The 22,601-nt window shown below is 49.1% G+C and carries 19 protein-coding genes; 14 read left to right on the plus strand and 5 right to left on the minus strand.

Features of this window, described 5'->3' with window-relative positions; translation table 11 throughout:
* Window positions 1-94 precede the first annotated feature (94 nt).
* The 7 genes from LY264_RS11355 (at window position 95) to fucO (ending at window position 8,190) form a co-directional block, all read left to right on the plus strand.
* Window positions 95-1,090, plus strand: coding sequence for a LacI family DNA-binding transcriptional regulator (locus tag LY264_RS11355; protein ID WP_048216224.1), 996 nt, complete (start codon window positions 95-97; stop codon window positions 1,088-1,090).
* A 523-nt stretch (window positions 1,091-1,613) separates the two neighbouring features.
* Window positions 1,614-2,468, plus strand: a complete 855-nt coding sequence (locus LY264_RS11360) for an amidohydrolase family protein (RefSeq protein WP_053069275.1) — start codon at window positions 1,614-1,616, stop codon at window positions 2,466-2,468.
* A gap of 13 nt (window positions 2,469-2,481) precedes the next feature.
* The gene (locus tag LY264_RS11365) at window positions 2,482-3,861 is read left to right on the plus strand and encodes a PTS transporter subunit IIC (RefSeq protein ID WP_171846015.1); all 1,380 of its coding nucleotides are present in this window, start codon (window positions 2,482-2,484) and stop codon (window positions 3,859-3,861) included.
* A 28-nt stretch (window positions 3,862-3,889) separates the two neighbouring features.
* Window positions 3,890-4,885: an aldo/keto reductase gene (locus LY264_RS11370; protein ID WP_048224073.1), complete on the plus strand. Its 996-nt coding sequence runs from the start codon at window positions 3,890-3,892 to the stop codon at window positions 4,883-4,885.
* Window positions 4,886-4,932: 47 nt separating this feature from the next.
* The gene (locus LY264_RS11375; RefSeq protein WP_048224071.1) at window positions 4,933-6,033 is read left to right on the plus strand and encodes a mandelate racemase/muconate lactonizing enzyme family protein; all 1,101 of its coding nucleotides are present in this window, start codon (window positions 4,933-4,935) and stop codon (window positions 6,031-6,033) included.
* A 29-nt stretch (window positions 6,034-6,062) separates the two neighbouring features.
* On the plus strand, window positions 6,063-6,959 hold the full coding sequence (locus LY264_RS11380; RefSeq protein WP_048224068.1) for a dihydrodipicolinate synthase family protein: 897 nt from the start codon (window positions 6,063-6,065) through the stop codon (window positions 6,957-6,959).
* 79 nt (window positions 6,960-7,038) lie between these two features.
* On the plus strand, window positions 7,039-8,190 hold the full coding sequence (gene fucO, locus LY264_RS11385) for a lactaldehyde reductase (RefSeq protein WP_048224064.1): 1,152 nt from the start codon (window positions 7,039-7,041) through the stop codon (window positions 8,188-8,190).
* 53 nt (window positions 8,191-8,243) lie between these two features.
* Here the strand turns inward: fucO and LY264_RS11390 are convergent, their stop codons facing one another.
* The gene (locus tag LY264_RS11390; RefSeq protein ID WP_048216229.1) at window positions 8,244-8,855 is read right to left on the minus strand and encodes a GntR family transcriptional regulator; all 612 of its coding nucleotides are present in this window, start codon (window positions 8,853-8,855) and stop codon (window positions 8,244-8,246) included.
* A 529-nt stretch (window positions 8,856-9,384) separates the two neighbouring features.
* Here LY264_RS11390 and LY264_RS11395 point away from each other — a divergent pair.
* Genes LY264_RS11395 through LY264_RS11410 form a run of 4 tightly spaced genes read left to right on the plus strand, consistent with a single transcriptional unit; the run spans window position 9,385 to window position 13,322 of the window.
* On the plus strand, window positions 9,385-10,305 hold the full coding sequence (locus LY264_RS11395; protein WP_048216230.1) for a helix-turn-helix transcriptional regulator: 921 nt from the start codon (window positions 9,385-9,387) through the stop codon (window positions 10,303-10,305).
* A 38-nt stretch (window positions 10,306-10,343) separates the two neighbouring features.
* Window positions 10,344-11,441, plus strand: a complete 1,098-nt coding sequence (locus tag LY264_RS11400; protein WP_048216231.1) for a hypothetical protein — start codon at window positions 10,344-10,346, stop codon at window positions 11,439-11,441.
* Window positions 11,442-11,487: 46 nt separating this feature from the next.
* Window positions 11,488-13,059 (plus strand): ATP--cob(I)alamin adenosyltransferase, encoded by a 1,572-nt coding sequence (locus LY264_RS11405; protein ID WP_048224062.1) that lies wholly within the window; start codon window positions 11,488-11,490, stop codon window positions 13,057-13,059.
* Entirely contained in the window at window positions 13,056-13,322 is a 267-nt protein-coding gene (locus tag LY264_RS11410) for a YkgJ family cysteine cluster protein (RefSeq protein WP_048224059.1), read from the plus strand. Before LY264_RS11405 ends, LY264_RS11410 begins: the two co-directional genes overlap by 4 nt.
* A 172-nt stretch (window positions 13,323-13,494) precedes the next feature.
* Here LY264_RS11410 and ychF read toward each other — a convergent pair whose 3' ends face one another.
* A complete protein-coding gene (ychF, locus tag LY264_RS11415; protein ID WP_003020818.1) occupies window positions 13,495-14,589 on the minus strand; it encodes a redox-regulated ATPase YchF in 1,095 nt (364 codons plus the stop codon).
* A gap of 115 nt (window positions 14,590-14,704) precedes the next feature.
* A complete protein-coding gene (gene pth, locus LY264_RS11420; protein ID WP_003020814.1) occupies window positions 14,705-15,289 on the minus strand; it encodes an aminoacyl-tRNA hydrolase in 585 nt (194 codons plus the stop codon).
* A gap of 274 nt (window positions 15,290-15,563) precedes the next feature.
* On the opposite strand from pth, the gene ychH reads away from it, so the two are divergent.
* Window positions 15,564-15,845, plus strand: coding sequence for a stress-induced protein YchH (gene ychH / locus LY264_RS11425; protein WP_003833480.1), 282 nt, complete (start codon window positions 15,564-15,566; stop codon window positions 15,843-15,845).
* A 126-nt stretch (window positions 15,846-15,971) separates the two neighbouring features.
* On the opposite strand, the gene lysC is transcribed toward ychH, so the two are convergent.
* On the minus strand, window positions 15,972-17,333 hold the full coding sequence (gene lysC / locus LY264_RS11430; RefSeq protein ID WP_048224056.1) for a lysine-sensitive aspartokinase 3: 1,362 nt from the start codon (window positions 17,331-17,333) through the stop codon (window positions 15,972-15,974).
* Window positions 17,334-17,941: 608 nt separating this feature from the next.
* On the opposite strand from lysC, the gene LY264_RS11435 reads away from it, so the two are divergent.
* Complete coding sequence (locus tag LY264_RS11435; RefSeq protein WP_008784983.1) at window positions 17,942-19,327, plus strand: diaminobutyrate--2-oxoglutarate transaminase; 1,386 nt, start codon at window positions 17,942-17,944, stop codon at window positions 19,325-19,327.
* Between the two features lie 15 nt (window positions 19,328-19,342).
* The gene (locus LY264_RS11440; protein ID WP_048224054.1) at window positions 19,343-20,806 is read left to right on the plus strand and encodes a pyridoxal phosphate-dependent decarboxylase family protein; all 1,464 of its coding nucleotides are present in this window, start codon (window positions 19,343-19,345) and stop codon (window positions 20,804-20,806) included.
* 97 nt (window positions 20,807-20,903) lie between these two features.
* Here the strand turns inward: LY264_RS11440 and dauA are convergent, their stop codons facing one another.
* Window positions 20,904-22,559 (minus strand): C4-dicarboxylic acid transporter DauA, encoded by a 1,656-nt coding sequence (gene dauA, locus LY264_RS11445; protein ID WP_003833472.1) that lies wholly within the window; start codon window positions 22,557-22,559, stop codon window positions 20,904-20,906.
* Window positions 22,560-22,601 lie beyond the last annotated feature (42 nt).

Here is a 22,601-nt window from a genome sequence, read left to right on the forward strand (position 1 = left end):
TGTTAATCACAAAAGTTAACGTTAACATTTTGTGGGCGTTATCGAGATCGCATTTTCAGACCCCGGCAAAGTGAACATCGGCGAAGGAGAGGGTATGGCATCTTTAAAGGATGTGGCGCAGCGGGCTAACGTCTCGTTAATGACCGTATCGAGGGCGATTAACGAGCCCGAACGACTACGGCCTGAAACCTATAAAAAGGTGATGGAAGCGGTAGATGCGCTGGGGTATGTCTCCGATCTCTCCGCTAAAAAAATTCGTGGTGCAAAAACCACGGCTAACACGATTGGGGTGCTGGCGCTTGACACCATGACTACGCCATTTTCCGTCGAGATAACGCTCTCTATCGAAGAGACCGCGCGGGCGCACGGTTGGAATAGCTTTGTGGTGAATATGTTCAGCAATGACAAGCCAGAGAAAATGGTTGATCTGCTGTTGGCGCATCGCCCGGACGGTATTATCTACACCGCGATGGGACTGCGCCAGGTACCGGTACCGGAAAAGCTGCATAAGTATCGCTGCGTGCTGGCGAACTGTGAAAGCACAAGCGGCCCTTTTCCCACCTATATTCCCGATGATGAACAAGGGCAATATCTTGGTGTGAAAGCGCTGTTGGCCGCAGGCTATCGCCGACTGCTGTGTATCCACCTACCGAAAGGAATTGTGGCGACCGATCGCCGTCGGGCGGGAATGGAGAGGGCTTGTCGTGAAGCGGGTGTCGACCCTGATGCAATGTTCCACCACTATCTTCCGCCGGGCGAGCGCCACCATATTGATGCGGCGGAGATTGCCGGGCATTACCTGAGCGGCGCGCGCCCGATGTTCGATGCGGTGGTGTGCGGTAACGACCGCGTGGCTTTTGTTATCTACCAGCTCTTGCTGGGGCGAGGGCTGCGCATTCCGCAGGACGTCGCTGTGCTGGGTTATGACAATATGGTGGGCACCGGCGAGCTATTTTTGCCGCCGCTCTCAACGGTACAGCTGCCGCACTATGAAATCGGGCGTCTTAGCGCGCTGCATCTTATCCAGGGGCTCGATCACCGGGATACCGTGCGGGTAGACAGCCCCTGGCTTCCGCGCGCCTCAATATGATTAACCTAACTGCTTCGTTTCATCAACCGGAGGGATGTGTGAATTATGTGGGGGGTATCGCTAATTTGCTGGTGGATGTTACAAAACTGAAACGTGGGGGTACTGCTAAGTCACGGTTTAGCGCGCAAGGCTCAAAGTTGGGGCGTGTATTAAACTCTCGTCGTAATTTAGGGTTTCAATAAAATAACCGTTATCTATTAATGTTAACGTATCAATACATCGTAACTTACGAAACGTTTAGATTTTAGTTCGTACTTACCCATCTATCGCTCTTCTCTGCTCATTCTGCTTCTCTAACTTCAGCGGGACGCACAAGCGTCCACCACATTAACCACATGCAATAGTTCAGCTCAGTGACATCGGATTCTACGGCGGTTATAGGCTTTTACGGCCCTTTTTTAGCCTACAGATAAACCGTGAAAATTGTGATCCCGTACTCAGATAGTGCATTCCGTGGTTGCCTTTTAACCACAGACTTTTATTGTATTCTCATTGTATACAATTAAAATACAGAAAGGTGAGTGTGAAAGTGATTGATACCCATAACCATATTTGGCATTGCCAGGGAGAGCATTTTGCCTGGATCACAGACGATCTGGCGGCAATTCGCCGTGATTTTCTTATTGACGATTTGCAGGCCGTATTGGCTGAAAACCACATCGAAGGCGCCATTTTAGTACAAGCCATCCCTTCAATTGAGGAGACCGAATGGCTGCTGGAAATAGCTGAGCATCACGATGAAGTAAAAGGTGTTGTGGGATGGGTGGATATAAACCGCGGGGCTGGGATCGCAGAGGATTTGCAGAGACTGCAGAGAAAATCCCGCTATCTGAAAGGGATCCGCTATATGTCTCAGGGCTTGCCTGAGAGCCATTTAGTGACCCCGCAATTTATCCAGGGGGTACGTTGCGTTGGAGAGCAGGGGCTGGTGTATGAACTGCTGGTTACGCACCAACAGCTGGAGGCGGCAAGCCAGCTTATCTCTGCTTGTCCGGAAGTGACCTTTGTTATCGAGCATGCGGCAAAACCCGCAGTTCGCGATGGGGAAATTACCCGCTGGCGTGAACAGTTAATGTTGATTGGTGAGGCTTACAGCAATGTTTTTTGCAAACTATCAGGCCTGGTCACGGAAGCAGATTATGCCCGCTGGACGGGACCTGAGCAGGCGAGCCAGGAGCTGGAACCTTATTTTAGCTCGGTTTTTGCCGCATTTGGTGATGAGCGAGTGATGTATGGCTCCGACTGGCCTGTTTCTCTACTGGCATTACCGTACGCCGACACTTTAGGGCTTTACCAGAACTACCTGCAATCTCACCAGGCTCTTTCCAGCGATAACTTTTTTTATCGCGTGGCAGAGAAGGTTTACTCATTAAAGTAACAGGGGGGCACTTATGGAAGTCGTTCAATATATCCTCGGATTTGGCCCGGCAGTGGTCATTCCAATGATTATGTTTTTATTTGCCGTGCTATTTGGCGCGAAACTTGCCGATGCGGCAAAAAATGCAATGACGGTAGGTATTGGGTTTCTCGGTCTTTCGTTGCTGATCGGTTTTATGGTGACATCACTCAGCAGTTCGACAGAAGCGATGGTAAAAAACCTCAATCTTCATTATGAAGTATTGGATCTGGGCTGGCCGTTAATTAGCGCCTTCAGTCTGGCTGCGCTTTCTCTACCGATTGTTTATGCGTTATGTTTTTCCACTAATTTGTTGATGATTTCAACCAATACCACCAAGACCCTTAACGTTGATTTTTGGAATTACTGGCACTTTGTATTTGCCGGAATCATCGTTGAACAGGTGACGGGTTCATTTTGGATGGGGATTTTTGCAAGTTGGATCACATTTATTATTACGCTAAAAATCGCCGATTACATTGCCCCACATGTGCAGAAATTCTGTGACACGCCAAACGTGACCATTACTCAGGCGGAGATCGTCGCATGGGCCCCGCTGGCATTTTTAATGGACCGTGTAATTGATCGCATTCCGTTGATTAACAAAATTGACCTTAATCTCAGCAAAATTGAAGCCAAACTAGGGTTTTTTGGTAGTCCGTTAGCGATGGGGGCCATTCTGGGGGTGATCATCGGTATGCTTGGCGCGCTACCGTTCAGCGATATTATTAAGAGTGGAATGAATTTTGCTGCGGTCATGGTGTTATTACCGACGATGGCGGGAGTGCTGGTCAGTGGTCTGGTACCGATTACTGAAATTGCTTCTGGATGGGTAAAGAAACGTTTTCCAACAAAGTCACTTTATTTTGGTATCAGCGGTGAAATTGCTTTTAAAAACCCTGCGGTATTGTCTGTAGGTATTTTGATGGTGCCACTCACGATCCTGATTAGTACTATTTTGCCTTTTAATACCATGATGCCATTCGCCGATATTCCTTATCTGCCGATATTTGTTGTCTTTGGCACGGTTGCATGCAACGGAAACATGTTCCGTGGATTAATTAATGGCATTGTCATCGTGTGCGGGATCCTGTGGTTTGGTTCGGATCTCGCTGTTGTGTCGCAGGCTTTGGCCGAAAAGGCACAACTGAATGTGCCAAAAGAGATGATGGCCTCATCAATCGATGGTGGCTCACACGCTATATCTTATATCTTCTACAAAATGTTCGAGCTGTTAAAAGGAGTGAATCCTGCGCTCTTGTGTCTTTTTTCTATCGTAGTGACCGGGATTATTATTTATGTGCTGAAGTTGATTTTTAATATTAATAATAAATCAACAGCAGCGACCTCATTAACTGCAAACAAAGTTGACTAAGAATACTGATAAACATCAGGGGAATATTATGATCACTCAGAATACAATTAAAAGTGTAGGGCTTAGTGTACCTTCTTTAACCTTCGGCGCAGCCAGCCTGGCTAATTTATTCAGAACGCTGAGCAATAACGAAGCCATGGACATTGTTGATAAGGCCATTCAGGTTGGCTGGCGCTACTTTGATACTGCACCACATTATGGCAGCGGACTTTCTGAGTTGCGTTTAGGTCTGGGATTACGTGGACTGGAGCGTAGCGAATATGTTTTGTCCACCAAGGTTGGTCGTCTGCTGCAATCCCGGAAACAAGAGCCAGGCCTTGAAGCAGGAGAATTTTTTTATGATGAGAACCCTTTTAACCGACAGGCTGATTACTCCTATGAGGGCATCATGCGCTCATACGAAAACTCTATCCAGCGGCTGGGAATCCGTTATATCGACATTCTCTATGTACACGATCTCGGCACTTATACCTACGGCAATACGGAACTGGAACGCCAACATTTTAAAACCTTCTGTGAGTCAGGGCAGAAAGCACTAGAAGAGCTTAAGCGCAATGGCGATATCAAAGCCTGGGGCGCAGGCGCGAATGAAGAGGCAATCCTGATGGAGGTGATGGATAACGCTGCCCCGGATATCTTAATGCTCGCCAACCGCTACAACCTGCTGGAAACAGACCGCCAGGCGTTCTTTGCCAAATGTGAAAGCAACAATGTTTCGGTGGCTGTTGCTGCACCTTTCGCTACCGGAGTTTTAGTCGCGAAAGATAAATCGAAGGCGTTGTATGAATACGGTTCCGCGCCAGCGCAGGTTATTGAAAAAGTAAATGCGATAGAAGCGCTATGTGCAAAACATGCCGTACCGATTGGTGCTGCGGCGCTGCAATTCCCATTAAGAAACCAAAATGTGGTCACCGTAACCTGCGGCGTTCAATCCGTAGAACAAGCGTTGACTAATTTTGCCTGGGCTAACTGGGATATTCCGCAGGAATTGTGGGATGAACTGGCCAGCATTGGTATTCAGTAAGCATCATTTGTAACTTTGCGAAAAAATTAACAGATATTGAGGATGTAATGAAAATAGTTAAAGCCGAAATCTTTATGGTTGATTTGAAACCTAAAGTAAAACGTGTCGATGCGATTCAGTCTTTTGTCTCCCAAGAGACGCCGATTATTCGTTTAACAACATCGAGTGGAGAAATTGGTGAGGGCTATACCTACACAATTGGCACCGGCGGCTCATCTGTGGTTGCGCTGTTACGAGATCACCTGTTACCGAAATTGATTGGTCAGGATGCGACGATGATTGAGGGCATCTGGGAATCATTGCTGTTCTCAACTCACGCGACCTCGGTTGGCGCCATTACGTCTCTGGCACTGGCAGCCATTGATACCGCATTATGGGATTTGAAGTGTAAGCGCATGAATTTGCCGCTGTATAAAGTCGCAGGAGGTGCGAAGTCGCGCATGAAGTTATACACCACCGAAGGGGGCTGGCTGCATTTAAGCACTCAGGAATTAGTTGATGATGCGCTGGCTGTTAAGGCGCAGGGATTCTGCGGTTCTAAAATCAAAATTGGTTCTGAAAGTCCGGTGCGTGATATCGAGCGTTTGACTGCTGTACGTGAAGCGGTGGGTGATGAGTACGTGATCATGACTGATTGCAACCAGGCGTTTAAATTCTCGGAAGCCAAACAGCGCGCAGCGTTGTTGGAGCATATTAATCTTTCATGGATTGAAGAGCCGTTTCTGGCGCATGATGTTGATTCTCATCAAAAATTGTGTGAGTCAACCACCATTCCTGTCGCGGTGGGTGAGTCCATTTATTCTATCCAGCACTTCAAAGAGTATTTACAGAATAATGCCGCAGATATTATTCAGGTTGATGTGGCTCGTATTGGTGGTATTACACCATGGCTTAAAGTTGCACATATGGCGGAATGCTTTAATAAAATTGTCTGTCCGCATTTCTTGATGGAATTGCATATATCATTATGTTGCGCCATTACTAATAGCCGTTGGTTGGAATATATTCCACAGCTCGATAGTGTTACTCTGAATAAAGTGAATATTCGCGAAGGATATGCTTTCCCACCAGAAGAACCTGGTTTGGGTATTCAGTGGGACTGGCAGAAAATACAGGCTGATATTGTTGTTTACCATGTCATTAAATAAAACAATTTTTATTTTCTCAGGAATATATTATGTCTGAAAATCATGCTCAATTTCACGGTGCATGGTGCCCATCAATTACGCCTTTTGATCAACAAGGAAATATTGATTTATCGGCACTGCAGCAGCATTTGCGACGTTTGGAAGAGGCTGGGACTCATGTCGTATTGCTAATGGGAAGTATTGGGGAGTTCACCGCATTAACGCTGGATGAACGACTGATGTTTATCCGTGAGGCACGGAAAATGTCATCGCTGCCGCTGGTGGCAAATATCTCAGCTACCTGTATGGCGGATATAATACGTCTGTCAGAAGAGGCCTGGCATTGCGGGTATCAAGCAGTGATGATTCTACCTCACTACTATTTTCAACAAACGCCGGCCCAACTATTGGCATACTACCGAGGTCTGGGGCAGCGCCTGAATGGAAAATGGTTCGCATACAACTTTCCTGCCCGAACTGGATGCGACCTGGACGCGGTACTGGTAGCGCAATTAGCGGCAGAATTTCCCAATTTTGTGGGTGTTAAAGATACTGTTGATTGTCTCTCTCATACTCGCGAAATTATTCAGAAAGTCGCGTCCGTTAGAGACGATTTTGTTGTTCTGTCCGGTTATGATGAATATCTTATCCCAAATCTTCTCGCGGGTGGCGCGGGAGTTATTTCAGGATTAAATAATATTTGTCCCGAACTTTTTGTGCAGGCAATTAAAGCCTGGGATGAAAATGATCTTACCCAGCTTACTGGCATACAGCGTGAGATAAGCCGACTTTCTGCTATTTATAATATTGGTAATGATTTTGTTACTACAATTAAAACCGCGGTGGCTCATAAGTTTCAGTATTCTGGAGAGAAATCAAGAAGCTTTGCGGGGGAACTAACTCGTCAGGAATCGCAACAGATTGACATAATGTTCAGTATCAAATAATCAAAAATCAATAACAGCACACATTATGCCACGGCAATGCTGTATTGCTGTTATACCTCTCTGTTATAAGGTATAGAATATGTCTTATAGAATGATATTAAATGAAACCTCATATTTTGGCGTGGGTTCAATTAACGCTATCGTTGATGAAGTTAAAAAGCGAGGTTTTAAAAAAGCGCTGGTAGTTACTGACCACGATCTTATCCAGTTTAATGTAGCGACCAAGGTACTTGATATTCTTGATAGCGCAGGGTTGCCTTACCAAATTTTTGATAAGGTCATACCTAACCCTACGATTGACGTCGTGCAGCAAGGTGTTGAGGCATTTCGTCAGGCGGGGGCAGATTACCTGGTCGCTATTGGTGGCGGTTCACCGCAGGATACGTGCAAAGCGGTAGGGATAATCATTAACAACCCTGAGTTTGCCGATGTCCGCAGCCTCGAAGGTGGGGCTGACACTAAAAATGCCGCTGTACCGATGATTGCCATTCCAACGACCGCGGGTACGGCAGCTGAGGTGACTATTAACTATGTGATTACCGATGTAGAGAACCGACGTAAGTTCGTTTGCTACGATCCTCATGCTATTCCGGTCGTTGCCATTATTGATGCTGACATGATGGCCAGCATGCCGCCCAGTTTAAAAGCGGCAACCGGTGTTGACGCACTGACTCATGCAATCGAAGGATATATTACGAAAGGGGCATGGGAATTAACCGATACGCTTCATTTAAAGGCGATTGAGATGATAGGGCGTTCGCTACGCGGTTCGATACAGGGAATCGCCCAGGACGCTGAAGGCATGGCGGTGGGGCAGTATATTGCCGGGATGGGCTTTTCTAATGTCGGATTGGGCCTGGTGCATGGGATGGCCCATCCTCTGGGTGCATTCTATGGTACGCCACACGGCGTCGCCAATGCAGTGCTATTGCCGCATATCATGGCATACAACGCCGAGTTTACAGGAGACAAATATCGCCAAATTGCACAGGCTTTGGGCAATACTCAGGCCATGGTGATGCCGATCGAAGAGGCGCGTCAGGCGGCCGTTGAAGCCGTGGCACAGCTTAACCGCGACGTAAATATTCCCGCCCGACTGCGCGATATCGGCATGAAATATGAAGATATCGATGCTCTGGCAGCCGCGGCAATGGCGGACGTCTGTACAGGTGGAAACCCTCGAGATACTTGTATTGAAGAGATTAAGGCGTTGTACCGACAACTCTACTAATTTTTAACTTTCCACATGACCGGTAGAAATACCGGTCATGTTATATGCATAGCCTATTTAAAGCTGGAGAACAGGCGGTTGTAGGAGTTGTTGACGTGATGGGCAATGGCCTCACGGGTTTGTTCTATATCGCGGGCAATAATACCGGCGCAAATTTTCAAATGTTCTTTGGATGAATCAATAATTGAATCATTTTTCATTTTGTCTGAACGCAGCATGCGTAACCGGTCATACATGAAGGTCAGCGTTTTAGTCACAATAGCGTTGTGGCAATCGGATAGCATTTGTTCATGTAGCTCGTTATCAGCTTCGAGTAATAAAGACACATTCGAATCATGAAAACCGACTTCAATTTTATCTTTAATTGTCTGGTAGCGTTGCGGGTCCTGGTTCTCCCATGACAAATTCAATACCATAATTTCAATGTCTTTTCGGATCTGGAAAATATCACGTATTTCACTGAGCGTAATGGGTTTAATGGTTTTCGTTTTATTTTTGGAAGGCTCAATCCAGCCTTCAGTCATCAGGCGAAACAAAGCTTCGCGCAGCGGCGTACGGCTGACATTAAGTTCCTGACATAGCTCATTTTCTGAGATAGCCCCCACCAACTCATTGGCGATGATTTTGGCCTTCAATTGATGATATGTTTTTTCGCTGATGTTCATAGTCTGGCTTTAATGAGGGTCATAATCATGTTTAATGAGATACAAATTAGCCCCTTGTCACTATGAAATCAATGGGTAAGCCCGGTTGTACAACGAATTAGCTCGTGTTTCAACGACTCAGTCAGCAGCACTAACAGCTGCCAGCTCGCCCACATCCTTCTGCAGATGATGTTTTTTTACTCAGCGTGAAGAAACCAAATACCGGCGTTCATACCACGATACTGGCCATCATTAAGAAACTCTCCTGACAATCCACCTTTGCAAACTCAACGTTGAATTTGGCTTAGTGGAAGAGATAGCCGTTAGCCAGTTTGATGAGGATGTATGTAGGTGGTCTTTTGGCCGCCATGTCTCTGGCATTTACTCCTGATGAGGAGCGCTTTTTGTCCCTAAAAATTGTCCAATGCGACTAATGGTCAAATAAATTGTCGATTTCTCTAAAAAAAATGATCAGCGTGCCGATACACTGACAGGATATGTCAGCATTTTATATATAATTCATGTCAGGAAAACAGAAAAGTAGGTGCTTATGGCTGATTCAGCAAGGAGTTGCTCAGCAGAACGTTTAGTCGATATCCTAATAGAGCTGCAAACTTGTGGCGTTGTGAATCGCTATCAGTTGATGAAGAAATTTAATATCACTGAACGAACGGTCTATCGTGATCTTAATATGCTTTCCTCCTTTATTGAGGGGTGTGGTGGAGGAGAGTATCGATTGATACCGATTCGCGCGCAGAATAATAGCGCCTATGCCCTTCATGACCCACTGGCAAAGCTGCTGGACGCCGACGCGGTTTTTCCTGATAGAGATGAGGATTTTTGGCTTAGCTTAGAAAAACGAGCGGTAGAACAGCATGTTAGAGTTCAGTTTGGTCGCCCTGAACATTCAGTCAGAAATGATTTGCGAAAGTATTTTAACTTATTAGAAAAAGCGATTCAGAAAAACAGTGTCTGTCATATTTTATATAAAGACAAAACGCGCACCGTTCACCCTTATAAATTAGTTAACCAGAAAAATATTTGGTATCTGCAGGCGACCGAGGACGGAAAGCTAAAGTCTTTTTCGTTAAGTAAAATTCGGTGGTTGGATATCCGGAAAGAGCATTTTACGGTCGATACACCCACACTGTCATTAATTGATGAGCATCGCGATCCTTGGGTAAGTGAAGAGACGTTTGAGGTGCGGGTGCGTATTAAACACAGCATTGCTGGCTACTTCGCAAGACGAGATTTACTGCCTCAGCAAGAATTAGTGCGTGAAGAGAATGATGGCGTGACTTTGCTTTGCAAGGCAGCACATCAGAATCAAATTATTCCATTAATTCTATTCTGGTTACCGAATATAGAAATTCTGGAACCTGAATGGTTGAAAACAACGGTCATCAACATACTGCATAACTACATCACTGGCGATCGCGACTCTGTTCCTGTTCTGGAATGTGATGCGTAGCGGGTAACAACGACTTATTGCACAGGAGATTTTTATTTATGGCATTACCTTTCATTATTCTGGGCGTCGCGGCAGCGGCAACGGCGTTTGGTGGCAAAAAAGCTTATGATGGCTACCAGAAAAAATCTGAAGCCGACGATGTTTTAGATCGCGCGCAGCGTCGCTTTGATAAGCATAAAGAGAGCTTTGATCTGGCGAATGAAACAACGTCGAAAAAACTGGCCGAGCTGGGTGAAAAAGAACTGAAGATCGGTAAAGATTTCAATGAATTTAAAACGATTGCCGACGATCTGTTGGCGCGTATGGCTAAGGATGGACATAAAGATCTTCGTCTGAAGGTACCGCAGCACAACATCAATAAAATTCAGAGTCTGGCGATTTCCGCCACGGAATACCTGACGACGGTCGTCGGTGCCGGGGTGTCCGGTGCTGCCGCTGGTTTTGCCGTGTACAGCGGCGTGATGGCGTTTGCCGCAGCGTCTACCGGTACGCCGATTGCCGCCCTGTCTGGTGCGGCGGCGTATAACGCCACAATGGCGGCTATTGGCGGCGGTTCTCTGGCCGCAGGCGGCTGGGGAATGGCGGGCGGTGCGATGGTACTTGGCGGCGCGGTAGTGGCTCCGTTGATTGCTATCGCAGGCTGGGCTTACGATAGCCATGCCGAAAAGGCGCTTAACAATGCTTATCAAAGCTCTCGTGAAGTGACAGCTGCGGTGGAAAAAATGAATGCGGCTGAAGCGCAGCTGACGAAGGTGCAGCAGTATGTAAATAGCATTTATGAATCAATAACCCGTATGCATAGCGTCTTTGTTCAACACTACTTTGAACCGCTGAAAGCGATGCATGCCATCATTGTTGAACGTCATGAGAAGAATATAACCACCGAGATTAGTGAGTCGGAAGAGATCATGGCGATTATCGACCATGGTTATGAATTAGCCGCCATCATGACCGACGTGATCACCACGCCGCTGTTCAAGCCGGTGACGCAGGAAAACGGTGAAGCCGTTATCGAAGATGGCGTGATCCAACTGCAGACCGACAGCAACGGTATGAACCTGCTGAACAAAGAGATTCTGGACGAAAAACTGGCGGTTTCTGCTTCTGAGTTTGACGCATTTTCTTCTCGTATTTAATCGACGCGCCGGGCGAATCTGCCCGGCATTGCTATGGGCGAGCACAATGAACACAGCCAGGTTTGACTGGGGTGAAGAGTTACATCAGACGGTGGTTAAGAGTCTGACCACCTCTTTTGGGTTGGATTTTCTCTTGCTGGAGGATAAACACGGCGGCGATGTGAATACCATTCATAACGCTCGCGAGGGAGTGTATGCCACCGATGCCGAGCGTCAACGGTACGAGCAACGTGAAGGGTATGATTCTCATCATTACCATAGCCACGAAAACTACATTGCCACCAACCGGGCGGGAAAAAAGGCGCACGAGGCCGGTAAGTTGACCGATACCTACACCGGTGAGAAATTTGCGGCTAATGATAAAAAGAACCTCGACCATATTATTGCCGCCCATGAAATTCACAACGATCCTGGGCGTATCCTTGCCGAATGCGATGGTGCCGATCTGGCTAATGATTCATCAAATCTGACCTTCACGAATGAGTCGCTGAATAAGGCGAAGAAGGCGAAAACGATGGATGCCTTCGTGCAAACGCTACAAGAACAGCATGCTGTGACCACGCAGGAAATTGCCCGTTTACGCAGCCAACCAACGCTTTCCGAGCAAGAGCAAAAACAGCTGAATAAGCTGGAAAATAAAGCCGCCGCCGATTTTGAACGGATGAAAGAGGCCGACAAAAAGGCGCGGGCAAAATACAACAGTACAATCAATCAGGAATATTATACCAGCAGTAAGTTTGCGAAGAATGTCGCCACCGCCACAATGAACAATGCGTTTCGCATGGGAACGCGGCAGATGTTGGGACTGATTCTGGCAGAGACCTGGTTTGAGTTCCGCGAGCGTATTCCCGTGATGTTTGAGAAGCATCGTCATTCATTCGATGCCGGAGACTTCCTGCAAGATGCGGCGGAGGCATTACGCGCAGTCTGGCAGCGAGTGCAGGGTAAATTCAGCACTTTCCTGACGTCCTTTAAAGACGGTGCCATCGGTGGCGTGCTCTCCAGCATTACGACGACGCTCTTCAATATCTTCTTTACGACTAAGAAGATGATGGTGCGCCTGATTCGTGAGATGTGGAACAATTTGGTACAGGCCTTTAAAGTTATGGTCTTTAACCCTGAAGGCTTAGCGCCGGGGCAGCTCGCTAAAGCGGTAAGCAAGCTGGTGGCTGCGGGTGTGGCCGTGGCTGCTGGTGTGGTGGTTAACGAAGCTTTAGCCAAGATGCTCGTCTTTCCTTTTGGTCCGGAACTGGCCGCTTTCTGCGGTGCGCTGGCGACAGGTATTCTGACGCTGGTAATGAACTACTTCCTGGAACACAGCGCATTGATGAAAAAGGTCTGGGCGTTTCTGGATACGTTTAAAGATAAGTATCAGAAAGCACTAGAGTATTATCAACAGGTGAATGCTGAACTCGATCGTTATCTACTGGAGCTTTCGGCGTTAGAGTTTGCTATTGATACGTCAGCGTTATCGCGTTTCTCGCTGCATCTTAACGCGGTGAACAATGAAATTGAGCGTGGTTTGTTGCTGCGTGCAGAGGTTGAGCGCCGAAATATTGCGCTACCGTTTGAAGCAGGGAATACCCGCTCTGTACGTAGCTGGTTAAGTAAGCTATGACGCTCACGCCCGCGTTTCCCTGTAACCAGTGTGGCGCTTGTTGTCGCCACGTCGATCGCGCCAGTGAAACGCAATTTCTTGATCGCGGTGACGGCATTTGTCGTCACTATCAGATGGAGACAAAGCTGTGCGCGATTTATGAAACACGTCCGCTTATTTGCCAGGTAGAAAAGCAGTATCAGCTTAACTACCAACAGCAATATAGCTGGCAGGAGTTCATTACGCTTAATCGTGAAGCGTGTTTAATTCTGGAGAAACTGTAGGGCGGTGTGCTTCACGAAGGGGTCAGCGTCAATATGTACTCATTTTTGACGGTGCTGTGACGAGATGAGTTGAGATGCTGTGAAAACAAAAATCCACGCAATTGCGTGGATTTTATAGGGTTTTGCGATTTTCATGAGATTCGTTGCAACCTCATGAGACAACAAATTTTATTTAGACGTTGAACAGGAAGTTCATGATATCGCCATCTTTGACGATATAGTCCTTACCTTCGGCACGCATTTTCCCAGCTTCTTTCGCACCTTGCTCACCTTTATAGGTGATGAAATCTTCAAACGCGATGGTTTGTGCGCGGATAAAGCCTTTCTCGAAGTCGGTATGGATTTTACCGGCTGCCTGCGGAGCCGTGGCACCGACAGGAATGGTCCATGCCCGGACTTCTTTCACGCCAGCGGTGAAGTAGGTCTGCAGGTTCAGCAATTCGTAGCCAGCACGGATAACGCGGTTCAGGCCCGGCTCTTCCAGACCCATTTCAGCCATGAATTCTTCACGGTCAGCATCATCGAGTTCTGCGATGTCAGCTTCAACGGCTGCGCAAACGGCAACCACAACAGAACCTTCGGCAGCCGCGATTTCGCGCACTTTATCGAGGTACGGGTTATTTTCAAAACCGTCTTCGTTGACGTTGGCGATGTACATTGTTGGCTTCAGCGTCAGGAAACTCAGGTATTTGATAGCCGCTTTGTCTTCGTCAGTCAGCGTTTTCAGCGCGCGCAGCATGCCAGCGTTTTCCAGCTGTGGCAGGCATTTTTCCAGCGCAGCCAGTTCTGCTTTAGCGTCTTTGTCGCCGCCTTTGGCCTTTTTCTGCACGCGATGGATAGCGCGCTCACAGGTGTCGAGGTCGGACAACGCCAGCTCGGTATTGATAACTTCAATGTCGTCAGCCGGATCCACTTTATTATTAACGTGGATGATGTTGTCGTTTTCAAAGCAACGCACCACGTGGCCGATAGCTTCGGTTTCACGGATGTTGGTCAGGAACTGGTTACCCAGGCCTTCACCTTTGGACGCGCCTTTTACCAGACCGGCAATGTCGACGAATTCCATCGTTGTTGGCAGGATACGCTGCGGTTTGACGATTTCGGCCAGCTGATCCAGACGCGGATCGGGCATCGGGACAACACCGGTGTTCGGCTCGATAGTACAGAACGGGAAGTTTGCCGCTTCAATACCCGCTTTTGTGAGCGCGTTGAACAGGGTGGATTTGCCTACGTTTGGCAAACCGACGATACCGCATTTGAATCCCATGTTTAAATCACCTTAATCTTTTGATATTCAACCTGTTATGGAAAACAGATTGTAGAAATGTAAATAACTTTGCCTATTATACACAGCACGCGAGAAAAATGCCGCACATCGCTGCTTATTGCGCTTTAAAGGTGTGTAACCGGCTCGTCGCTTTGGTCAGGCCATCTTTGAACAAAATCTCGGTACAACGTGCCGCTTCGTCAATCGCTTCATCAATTAACTTCTGTTCTGAAACAGGCGGTTTGCCTAAAACAAATCCGACAACTTTGTTTTTATCGCCCGGATGGCCAATTCCAACGCGTAAACGATGAAAGTTGGGGTTATTACCTAACTTGCTAATGATGTCTTTCAGGCCATTATGTCCGCCATGGCCGCCGCCAAGCTTAAATTTGGCAACGCCTGGCGGCAGGTCTAACTCATCGTGTGCGACCAAAATTTCATCGGGGTTAATACGATAAAAACTGGCCATCGCACCGACAGCCTTGCCGCTCAGATTCATAAATGTGGTTGGTACCAGCAGACGGACGTCTTCACCTTCAAGCGTAACTCTGGAGGTGTAGCCGAAGAATTTCGGCTCATCGCGCAGGGGAGCGCGTAATCTTTCTGCCAGCAGATCGACATACCATGCGCCTGCATTATGTCGCGTTGCCGCATACTCTGCGCCGGGGTTCGCCAGGCCGACAATCAATTTAATCGCCACGTGTTTTGTCCTGAGTGTTTCGATAAACGACGTGTAGTTTACTGTCTGACGTTGCTGTTGACAAAAAACTGCGTGCTTATCGCCAAAAGCTGAATAATTGCACAAATGGACTATTAGAAAATGAGTATGTTCAGTAGCTTATTTGTAAAGTTTTGTTGCGTGAGTGTTTGTAATTGTGATCGCTCCCGCACTTGCGAACGGCAGTGTTGTCTATACTTTACACATAAGGATTAGGGGTATTCCCTGTAACAACCCAAAGTTCCGGAGGTGACACATGAAACGCAAAAACGCTTCGTTACTCGGTAACGTGCTCATGGCTTTAGGGTTGGTGGTGATGGTGGGTGGTGTTGGTTACTCTATTTTAAACCAACTGCCGCAATTTAATCTGCCACAGTTTTTCGCACATGGTGCCGTGCTCAGTATTTTTGTTGGTGGTGTCCTCTGGTTGGCGGGTGCCAGAGTGGGGGGGCACGAACAAATCAGCGATCGTTACTGGTGGGTGCGCCATTATGACAAACGCTGCCGTCGCGGTGATACCAATCATCGGCATAACTAAATAGCTCTCCCAACTCGGAGTGCAGTTGTTTGAACACAAAGTCCTGGTTTAAAAACCAGGGCTCTGCTTGTTGGTCAGTACTGGATTAAACGACTTCTACCCTTGGTGGCATACTACAAAGAAGCGTTATTCGAATAACCGATAATGTAACGCTTTGATCGCGCTGTCTGCATTGTCAGCCGGCAACAGGATGCTCAGGTTGTCGTTTGACGCCCCATGGCAAATCATTCGTACCGTATGCTCTTCAAGCCAGGCAAAAACGTCTTTGCAAACTCCCGCAGCCTGTGTGAGTTGATTCCCCACCAAAGTGACCAACGCCAGCCCGGTTTCCACTTCCACCCGACAGTGGGAGGACAATGCGGTAAACAATGCGGTGGTCAACACATGGTCTTCACCTGAGGTTGCATGAGTGGCGTCCAGCGCCAGCGCAATACTATTCTCTGAGGTTGTAACCAAATCCACCGTGACCGCATGGCGAGCTAAAATGGCGAAGGACTGCGCCAGGAAAGAACAGGAAGGTTGTTTCTCCAGACTGTGTAACCGCAAAAGCGTCTGTTTACGACGCACGGCGAGCGCGCGATAGCGAGGTGGATTATCGGTGGTGTTGTGCACCAGCGTACCTCCGGCGGCAGTATCCTTACTTGAGCCAACAAAGACCGGAATGCTTTTACGCATTGCCGGGAGCAGTGTCGCCGGGTGGAGGACCTTCGCACCGTAGGCGGCCATATCGCTGGCCTCGGAAAATGAGATATGGTCGATTCGTTTGGCCCGCGGCGCAATGCGTGGGTCGGTGGTGTAGATCCCTGCGACGTCGGTCCAGATGTCAACGCGTGTGGCGTGAAGCGCCTCACCGAGAAGCGTAGCCGTGTAATCACTACCGCCGCGTCCAAGCGTTGTGGTGTGCCCTGCGGCATCACGCCCGATAAATCCCTGAGTCACCATAATCGCTTGCTCAAGACGAGGGCGCAGGTGAGTCTCCACCTGGTGGTGCAGTGTGCCAAGCTCGGGTTCGGCACAGCCGAAGTTCGAGTTAGTACGCATCACGCTACGGGCGTCAAACCACCCGGCCTCAGCATGCCGTTCACGTAAGACTTCAGTAAACAGTAGCGAGGACATCAGCTCGCCATGGCTGACTAATTCATCGCTTAACGCATCAGACGGCGAAACCATCGCCGTTTGTGCAAGACGACGGATATTGTTTAGAAGATTATCGATTTCCGTGCTGATAACGGACGGCTGCTTCAGGCGGGAAATAATGTTGTATTGGATGGCGCGTAAAGTCTCAATCTTATCTAATTGTTGATGTGTTTCCAGACCTTCAGAAAGCTCAACCAGTAAGTTTGTCACGCCTGCTGAAGCAGACAAAACGACTAAACGGACATCTTGATCAGCAAGGACAATGCTGGCGCTGCGGTTCATCGCATCAAAATCAGCGACGCTGGTGCCGCCAAATTTGGCAACGACGGATGGTGGATAAATGCGAGTCATAACAATCTCATATCAGGGCGCCATAAAAGTATGGCTAGAAAATTTTCATTCTCGGCATAAGGGAACGAAGTTCGCCTTACGAAATGTCCGCCCGCGAACATTTCTGCTGACAACCCAGGGAATACCTGTTGTCGATAACGCGTGTCGCCTGTACGCGTTATCGGGTGCTGCGCATTAATTTTATCTACATAGCCTGCAAATAAGCGCGCCATACTAAGTGATTTATATTGAGGGATCGACTTTTTTATTCGATTTATCGACAAATAAGTGAAAAATCATGTCATCACAAGATATTGCGAGCATCATTAATGGTAAAAACGTGTAAAAAAATAATAAAAACACGAAAATTCCATGGTTTTTATTAGATTGTCTGCGTTGCAATTAGCTACAACATTGTTAATTAAATAGATATATTTCTTTAGGATTTAGTAATGGTAAGTGGTTGTTACACTTTGAATTTAAAGGGGAAAGTTGTTATTTTTAATGCCGAAAAATAAATGATTGAGTCCTAAGCTAAAACAACATATATTAGCCGCGCTTTTTTACAGGTAATCCTTATAACCATTTATTCAATCAGGCGTTAATCTACACCTGGTTGTAGGAGTGATATGATGACGGATAAAGTCCGTATTGATACTTTAAGTGCTAATTCATTACCGCAGAGCAATGATACCTTTTTAGCAAGACAGGCTGAGTTTGAATCTAATGTCCGCAGCTATCCACGTAAACTGCCATTAGCGATCGCTAAAGCGCAGGGCGTCTGGATTACTGATGTAGAAAATAATCAATATCTTGATTGCCTGGCAGGTGCCGGAACCCTGGCGCTTGGTCATAACCATCCTGAAGTGCTGCAGAGCATTCAAAGTGTCATCACAAGCGGCTTACCGTTACATACGCTTGACCTTACCACGCCGTTAAAAGATGAATTCTCATCTTATTTACTTTCTTTATTACCGGGTCAGGGCAAAGAATATTGCCTGCAGTTCACCGGTCCGTCCGGCGCAGATGCTGTTGAAGCGGCGCTGAAGCTGGCGAAGAAAGTCACCGGCCGTTCCAGCATCATCAGTTTCTCCGGTGGCTACCACGGGATGACCCACGGCGCGCTGTCCGTGACCGGCAACCTGTCGCCGAAAGAAGCGGTCAGCAACATGATGGCGGAAGTGCAGTTTATGCCGTATCCGCATCAATACCGTTGTCCGCTGGGTATCGGCGGCGACGCTGGCGTTAAAGCATTAACCTACTACTTCGAAAACCTGATCAACGACGTTGAAAGCGGCGTGCGTAAACCGGCTGCCGTGATCCTCGAAGCGGTGCAGGGTGAAGGTGGCGTGAATCCGGCTCCGGTCGAGTGGCTGCAACGCATTCGTAAAGTGACGCAGGAACACGGCATTCTGCTGATCATCGATGAAGTTCAGGCGGGCTTTGCACGTACCGGTAAACTGTTCGCCTTCGAACACGCCGGTATTGAGCCAGATATCATCGTGATGTCCAAAGCGGTTGGCGGCGGTCTGCCACTGGCGGTGCTGGGCATTAAAAAGCAGTTCGATGCGTGGGCTCCGGGCCACCACACTGGTACTTTCCGCGGCAACCAGTTGGCGATGGCGACCGGTCTGACAACGCTGAAGATCCTCAAAGACGACAAGATTGCCGATAAAGTTGCTGCCCAGGGCGAGTGGCTGAAAGGCAAACTGGCTGACCTGCAGAAACGCTACCCGGTTATCGGCCAGGTGCGCGGTCTGGGTCTGATGATCGGCCTGGAAATCGTGAAGCCGAACGAAGCGCAGGATCACATGGGCTGCTACCCGGCCGATGGCGAGCTGTCCGCGTTGCTGCAGAAAAAATGCTTCGAAAATGGGCTGATTCTGGAGCGTGGTGGCCGCAATGGTTGCGTGCTGCGCCTGTTGCCGTCACTGCTGATCACCAACGCTGAGCTGGAAATCTTCCTCGATAAATTCGAAAACGCCCTGCTGGGCGCTGGCGTGAAGCCGGTTTAAACGGAGTTGGATCGAATGTCAGACGTAAACCCGATTCTGTCCGGCTCGGCGCAAAGCATTGCAGCTTATCAGGACGCTATCGAGCAGAGTACGCAAGCGGTCGTTGAATGGTTAAAGCAGCCTGAGATGTATCAGGGTAAAACCGTTGAGCAACTGCGTGAACGTATCAACCTGAATTTTACGTCTCAGGGCCTGGGCAACCAGGCCGCTATTGAGCGTGCGGTTGAATACTTTCTCAAAGACAGCTTGTTGGTTCACCATGCGCAGTGCGTGGCGCATCTGCACTGCCCGAGCCTGGTGATTAGCCAGGCGGCGGAAGTGCTGATCAACGCCACCAACCAGAGTATGGACTCCTGGGACCAGAGCCCGTCGGCCACCATCATTGAGATCAAGCTGATCGAGTGGTTGCGTGAGCAGGTTGGATACCCGGCAGGCGATGCGGGCGTATTCACCAGCGGCGGTACGCAGAGTAACCTGATGGGCCTGATGCTGGCGCGTGATGCTTTTTTCGCTCGCCAGGGGCACTCCATTCAGCAGGATGGTCTGACCGGTGATCTGAGTAAAATCAAAGTGTTCTGCTCTGAAAGCGCGCACTTCTCCGTGCAGAAGAACATGGCGCTGATGGGGCTGGGCTACCGTTCCGTCACCCAGGTGAAGACCGATGCGTTTTCACGCATGGATCTGGCTGACCTGAAAGACAAGCTGGCCCAGGCGAAAGCCAACGGTGAGCAGGTGATGGCAATCGTCGCCACTGCCGGTACTACCGATGCGGGCGCAATCGATCCGTTAGCGGATATTGCAGCGCTGGCTGCAGAACATCAGATCTGGATGCACGTGGATGCGGCATGGGGCGGGGCGTTACTGCTTTCTGAGAAGTACCGTGACTTCCTGAACGGCCTTGAACTGGCAGATTCCGTGACGCTGGATTTCCACAAGCAGTTCTTCCAGACCATAAGTTGCGGTGCGTTCCTGTTAAAAGATGCGCGCCACTACGAGCTGATGCGTTACCAGGCGGCGTACCTGAACTCTGATTTCGATGAAGAGGCTGGCGTACCAAACCTGGTATCGAAGTCGCTGCAGACCACGCGCCGTTTCGATGCGCTGAAGCTGTGGATGGGCCTCGAAGCGCTGGGCAAAAAGCAGTATGCCGAGATCATTGATAACGGTGTGACGCTGGCGCGTGATGTTGCTGAGTTTGTCAAAACCCAGCCACATCTTGAACTGGTGATGGAGCCGCAGCTGGCAAGCGTGCTGTTCCGCTTCCGCCCGCAAAGTGACGACATGGCGTTTGTCGCGCTGCTGAACCAGCGTATTGGTGACGTTCTGCTGGCTTCTGGTAGCGCCAACGTCGGCGTGACCGAAGCAGATGGTGTCACCTGCCTGAAGCTAACGCTGCTCAATCCGACGGTATGTCTGGAGGATGTTAAAGTCCTGCTGGCAAGCGTGAAGGCAACGGCTGAGCAACTGTTGAACGCGTAAGCAATAAGCTTGTTATAAAAATGGCTCCCAGGTAAGGGAGCCATTTTTTTGTCTGTCATTTGCAATCCGGCGGCGTTTCGCCTGGCCGGGCTACACGTTAGCGGATATCTGCTAGCGCAGCATCTTTATTCGGGAAGAACGTCAGGCGCCCGGCAATCGGCTGAATACCCGCGCGCGCCATGGTTCGTAGCGGCTGGAATTCCAGATTACTGATGCGTAATTCACAACCTTCCGGCAGACGTTTTACAAAGCGCTGGAAAGCGTCCAGACCACCGGCATCCAGTACCGGGACCGCGTCCCACTTCAAGACTACGATGCGTTTACCTTCAATACGCGACTCAAGATCGGTAAATAATCCTTCCGCCGCGGCAAAGAACAGCGGACCAATAACGCGCAGCACCAGCACATCGTCCGGTACGTCTACGTTGACCGGCGCCAGGCGAGTCATGCGCGCAATACGACGCATAAACAGCAGAGAGGCGAGAACGATACCGACGCTGATGGCAATAACCATGTCGAACAGTACCGTCAGCGACATACACATCAGCATGACAATGATGTCGTCTTTCGGTGCATGGCGCAGCAAATCCACCACTTTATGCGCTTCACTCATGTTCCATGCCACCATCAGCAGCAGGGCGGCCATGGCGGAAAGCGGTAACCAGGAAAGCAGCGGTGCAAGTACCAGCAGGGCAAGGATCACCAGAATCGCGTGGATAACCGCAGAGATTGGCGAGGTCGCCCCGGCGCGGACGTTTGCCGCAGAGCGGGCAATTGCCGCTGTGGCGGTGATACCGCCAAAGAACGGTGCCACGATGTTACCCAGCCCCTGGCCAATCAACTCGCTGTTAGCTTTATGCTTGGTGCCGGTCATCCCATCGAGTACGACGGCGCACAGCAGAGATTCAATTGCCCCCAGCATCGCCATCGAGAAGGCTGCCGGTAACAGCGCCTGTAACGAGCTCCAGCTCAGGGTAAAGTTTGATTCCGGCATATTCCACGGCAGGACCAGCTGCGGCAGCAACTGCGGGATACCATTACCCTGTGAGCCGTCAGCCAGAATGTAGTGGAACTGAGAACCAATAGTGGCGACATGGCCGCCGGTCAGGTTCACGATACCCATTACCGCACAGCCTGCCAGCAGTGCGGGAAGGTGACCCGGCAGTCGGATCCCCAGGCGCGGCCAGAAAATCAGGATCCCCAGCGTCACTACGCCAATGGCGGCATCGCCGAAATTGATGGTCGGCAAGGCCATAAACAACGCACCAACCTTCTGCAGATAGTGCTCCGGGACATGGGCCATCTGCAGGCCAAGAAAATCTTTAATCTGCATGGTACCGATGGTGATACCAATACCCGATGTAAAACCTAACGTTACCGACACGGGGATATATTCGATCAGGCGGCCAAAACGAGCGAGGCCGAAAAGGATCAGGAATATCCCGGACATGAGCGTGGCAACCAGCAGGCCTGCCAGCCCAAACTGTTGCGACACCGGATACAGAATCACCACGAAGGCGGCGGTTGGGCCAGATACGCTAAAGCGCGATCCCCCGGTAAGGGCGATAACAATCCCAGCGACGGCTGAGGTATACAGGCCGTACTGCGGCGCAACGCCACTGCCTATTGCCAGGGCCATTGCCAGCGGAATGGCGATGATCCCAACGGTTATCCCGGCGATCAGGTCACGGGTAAAGCGAGAGGCAGTATATTTTTCTTTCCAACAAGCGTCGATGAGGGCGCGGAAAGGCATCACATGTGAGGAAAATAATCTGTTCACAATAATGTTTCATCC

The sequence above is a fragment of the Citrobacter portucalensis genome (assembly GCF_023374935.1).
GTDB classification, from domain to species: Bacteria; Pseudomonadota; Gammaproteobacteria; order Enterobacterales; family Enterobacteriaceae; genus Citrobacter; species Citrobacter portucalensis.

Coding starts and splice junctions, on each gene's coding strand:
- LY264_RS11355 (WP_048216224.1), top strand. CDS start 95: ATGGCATCTTTAAAGGATGTGGCGCAGCGGGCTAACGTCTCGTTAATG.
- LY264_RS11365 (WP_171846015.1), top strand. CDS start 2,482: ATGGAAGTCGTTCAATATATCCTCGGATTTGGCCCGGCAGTGGTCATT.
- LY264_RS11370 (WP_048224073.1), top strand. CDS start 3,890: ATGATCACTCAGAATACAATTAAAAGTGTAGGGCTTAGTGTACCTTCT.
- LY264_RS11375 (WP_048224071.1), top strand. CDS start 4,933: ATGAAAATAGTTAAAGCCGAAATCTTTATGGTTGATTTGAAACCTAAA.
- LY264_RS11380 (WP_048224068.1), top strand. CDS start 6,063: ATGTCTGAAAATCATGCTCAATTTCACGGTGCATGGTGCCCATCAATT.
- fucO (WP_048224064.1), top strand. CDS start 7,039: ATGTCTTATAGAATGATATTAAATGAAACCTCATATTTTGGCGTGGGT.
- LY264_RS11390 (WP_048216229.1), bottom strand. CDS start 8,855: ATGAACATCAGCGAAAAAACATATCATCAATTGAAGGCCAAAATCATC.
- LY264_RS11395 (WP_048216230.1), top strand. CDS start 9,385: ATGGCTGATTCAGCAAGGAGTTGCTCAGCAGAACGTTTAGTCGATATC.
- LY264_RS11400 (WP_048216231.1), top strand. CDS start 10,344: ATGGCATTACCTTTCATTATTCTGGGCGTCGCGGCAGCGGCAACGGCG.
- LY264_RS11405 (WP_048224062.1), top strand. CDS start 11,488: ATGAACACAGCCAGGTTTGACTGGGGTGAAGAGTTACATCAGACGGTG.
- LY264_RS11410 (WP_048224059.1), top strand. CDS start 13,056: ATGACGCTCACGCCCGCGTTTCCCTGTAACCAGTGTGGCGCTTGTTGT.
- ychF (WP_003020818.1), bottom strand. CDS start 14,589: ATGGGATTCAAATGCGGTATCGTCGGTTTGCCAAACGTAGGCAAATCC.
- ychH (WP_003833480.1), top strand. CDS start 15,564: ATGAAACGCAAAAACGCTTCGTTACTCGGTAACGTGCTCATGGCTTTA.
- lysC (WP_048224056.1), bottom strand. CDS start 17,333: ATGACTCGCATTTATCCACCATCCGTCGTTGCCAAATTTGGCGGCACC.
- LY264_RS11435 (WP_008784983.1), top strand. CDS start 17,942: ATGATGACGGATAAAGTCCGTATTGATACTTTAAGTGCTAATTCATTA.
- LY264_RS11440 (WP_048224054.1), top strand. CDS start 19,343: ATGTCAGACGTAAACCCGATTCTGTCCGGCTCGGCGCAAAGCATTGCA.
- dauA (WP_003833472.1), bottom strand. CDS start 22,559: ATGCCTTTCCGCGCCCTCATCGACGCTTGTTGGAAAGAAAAATATACT.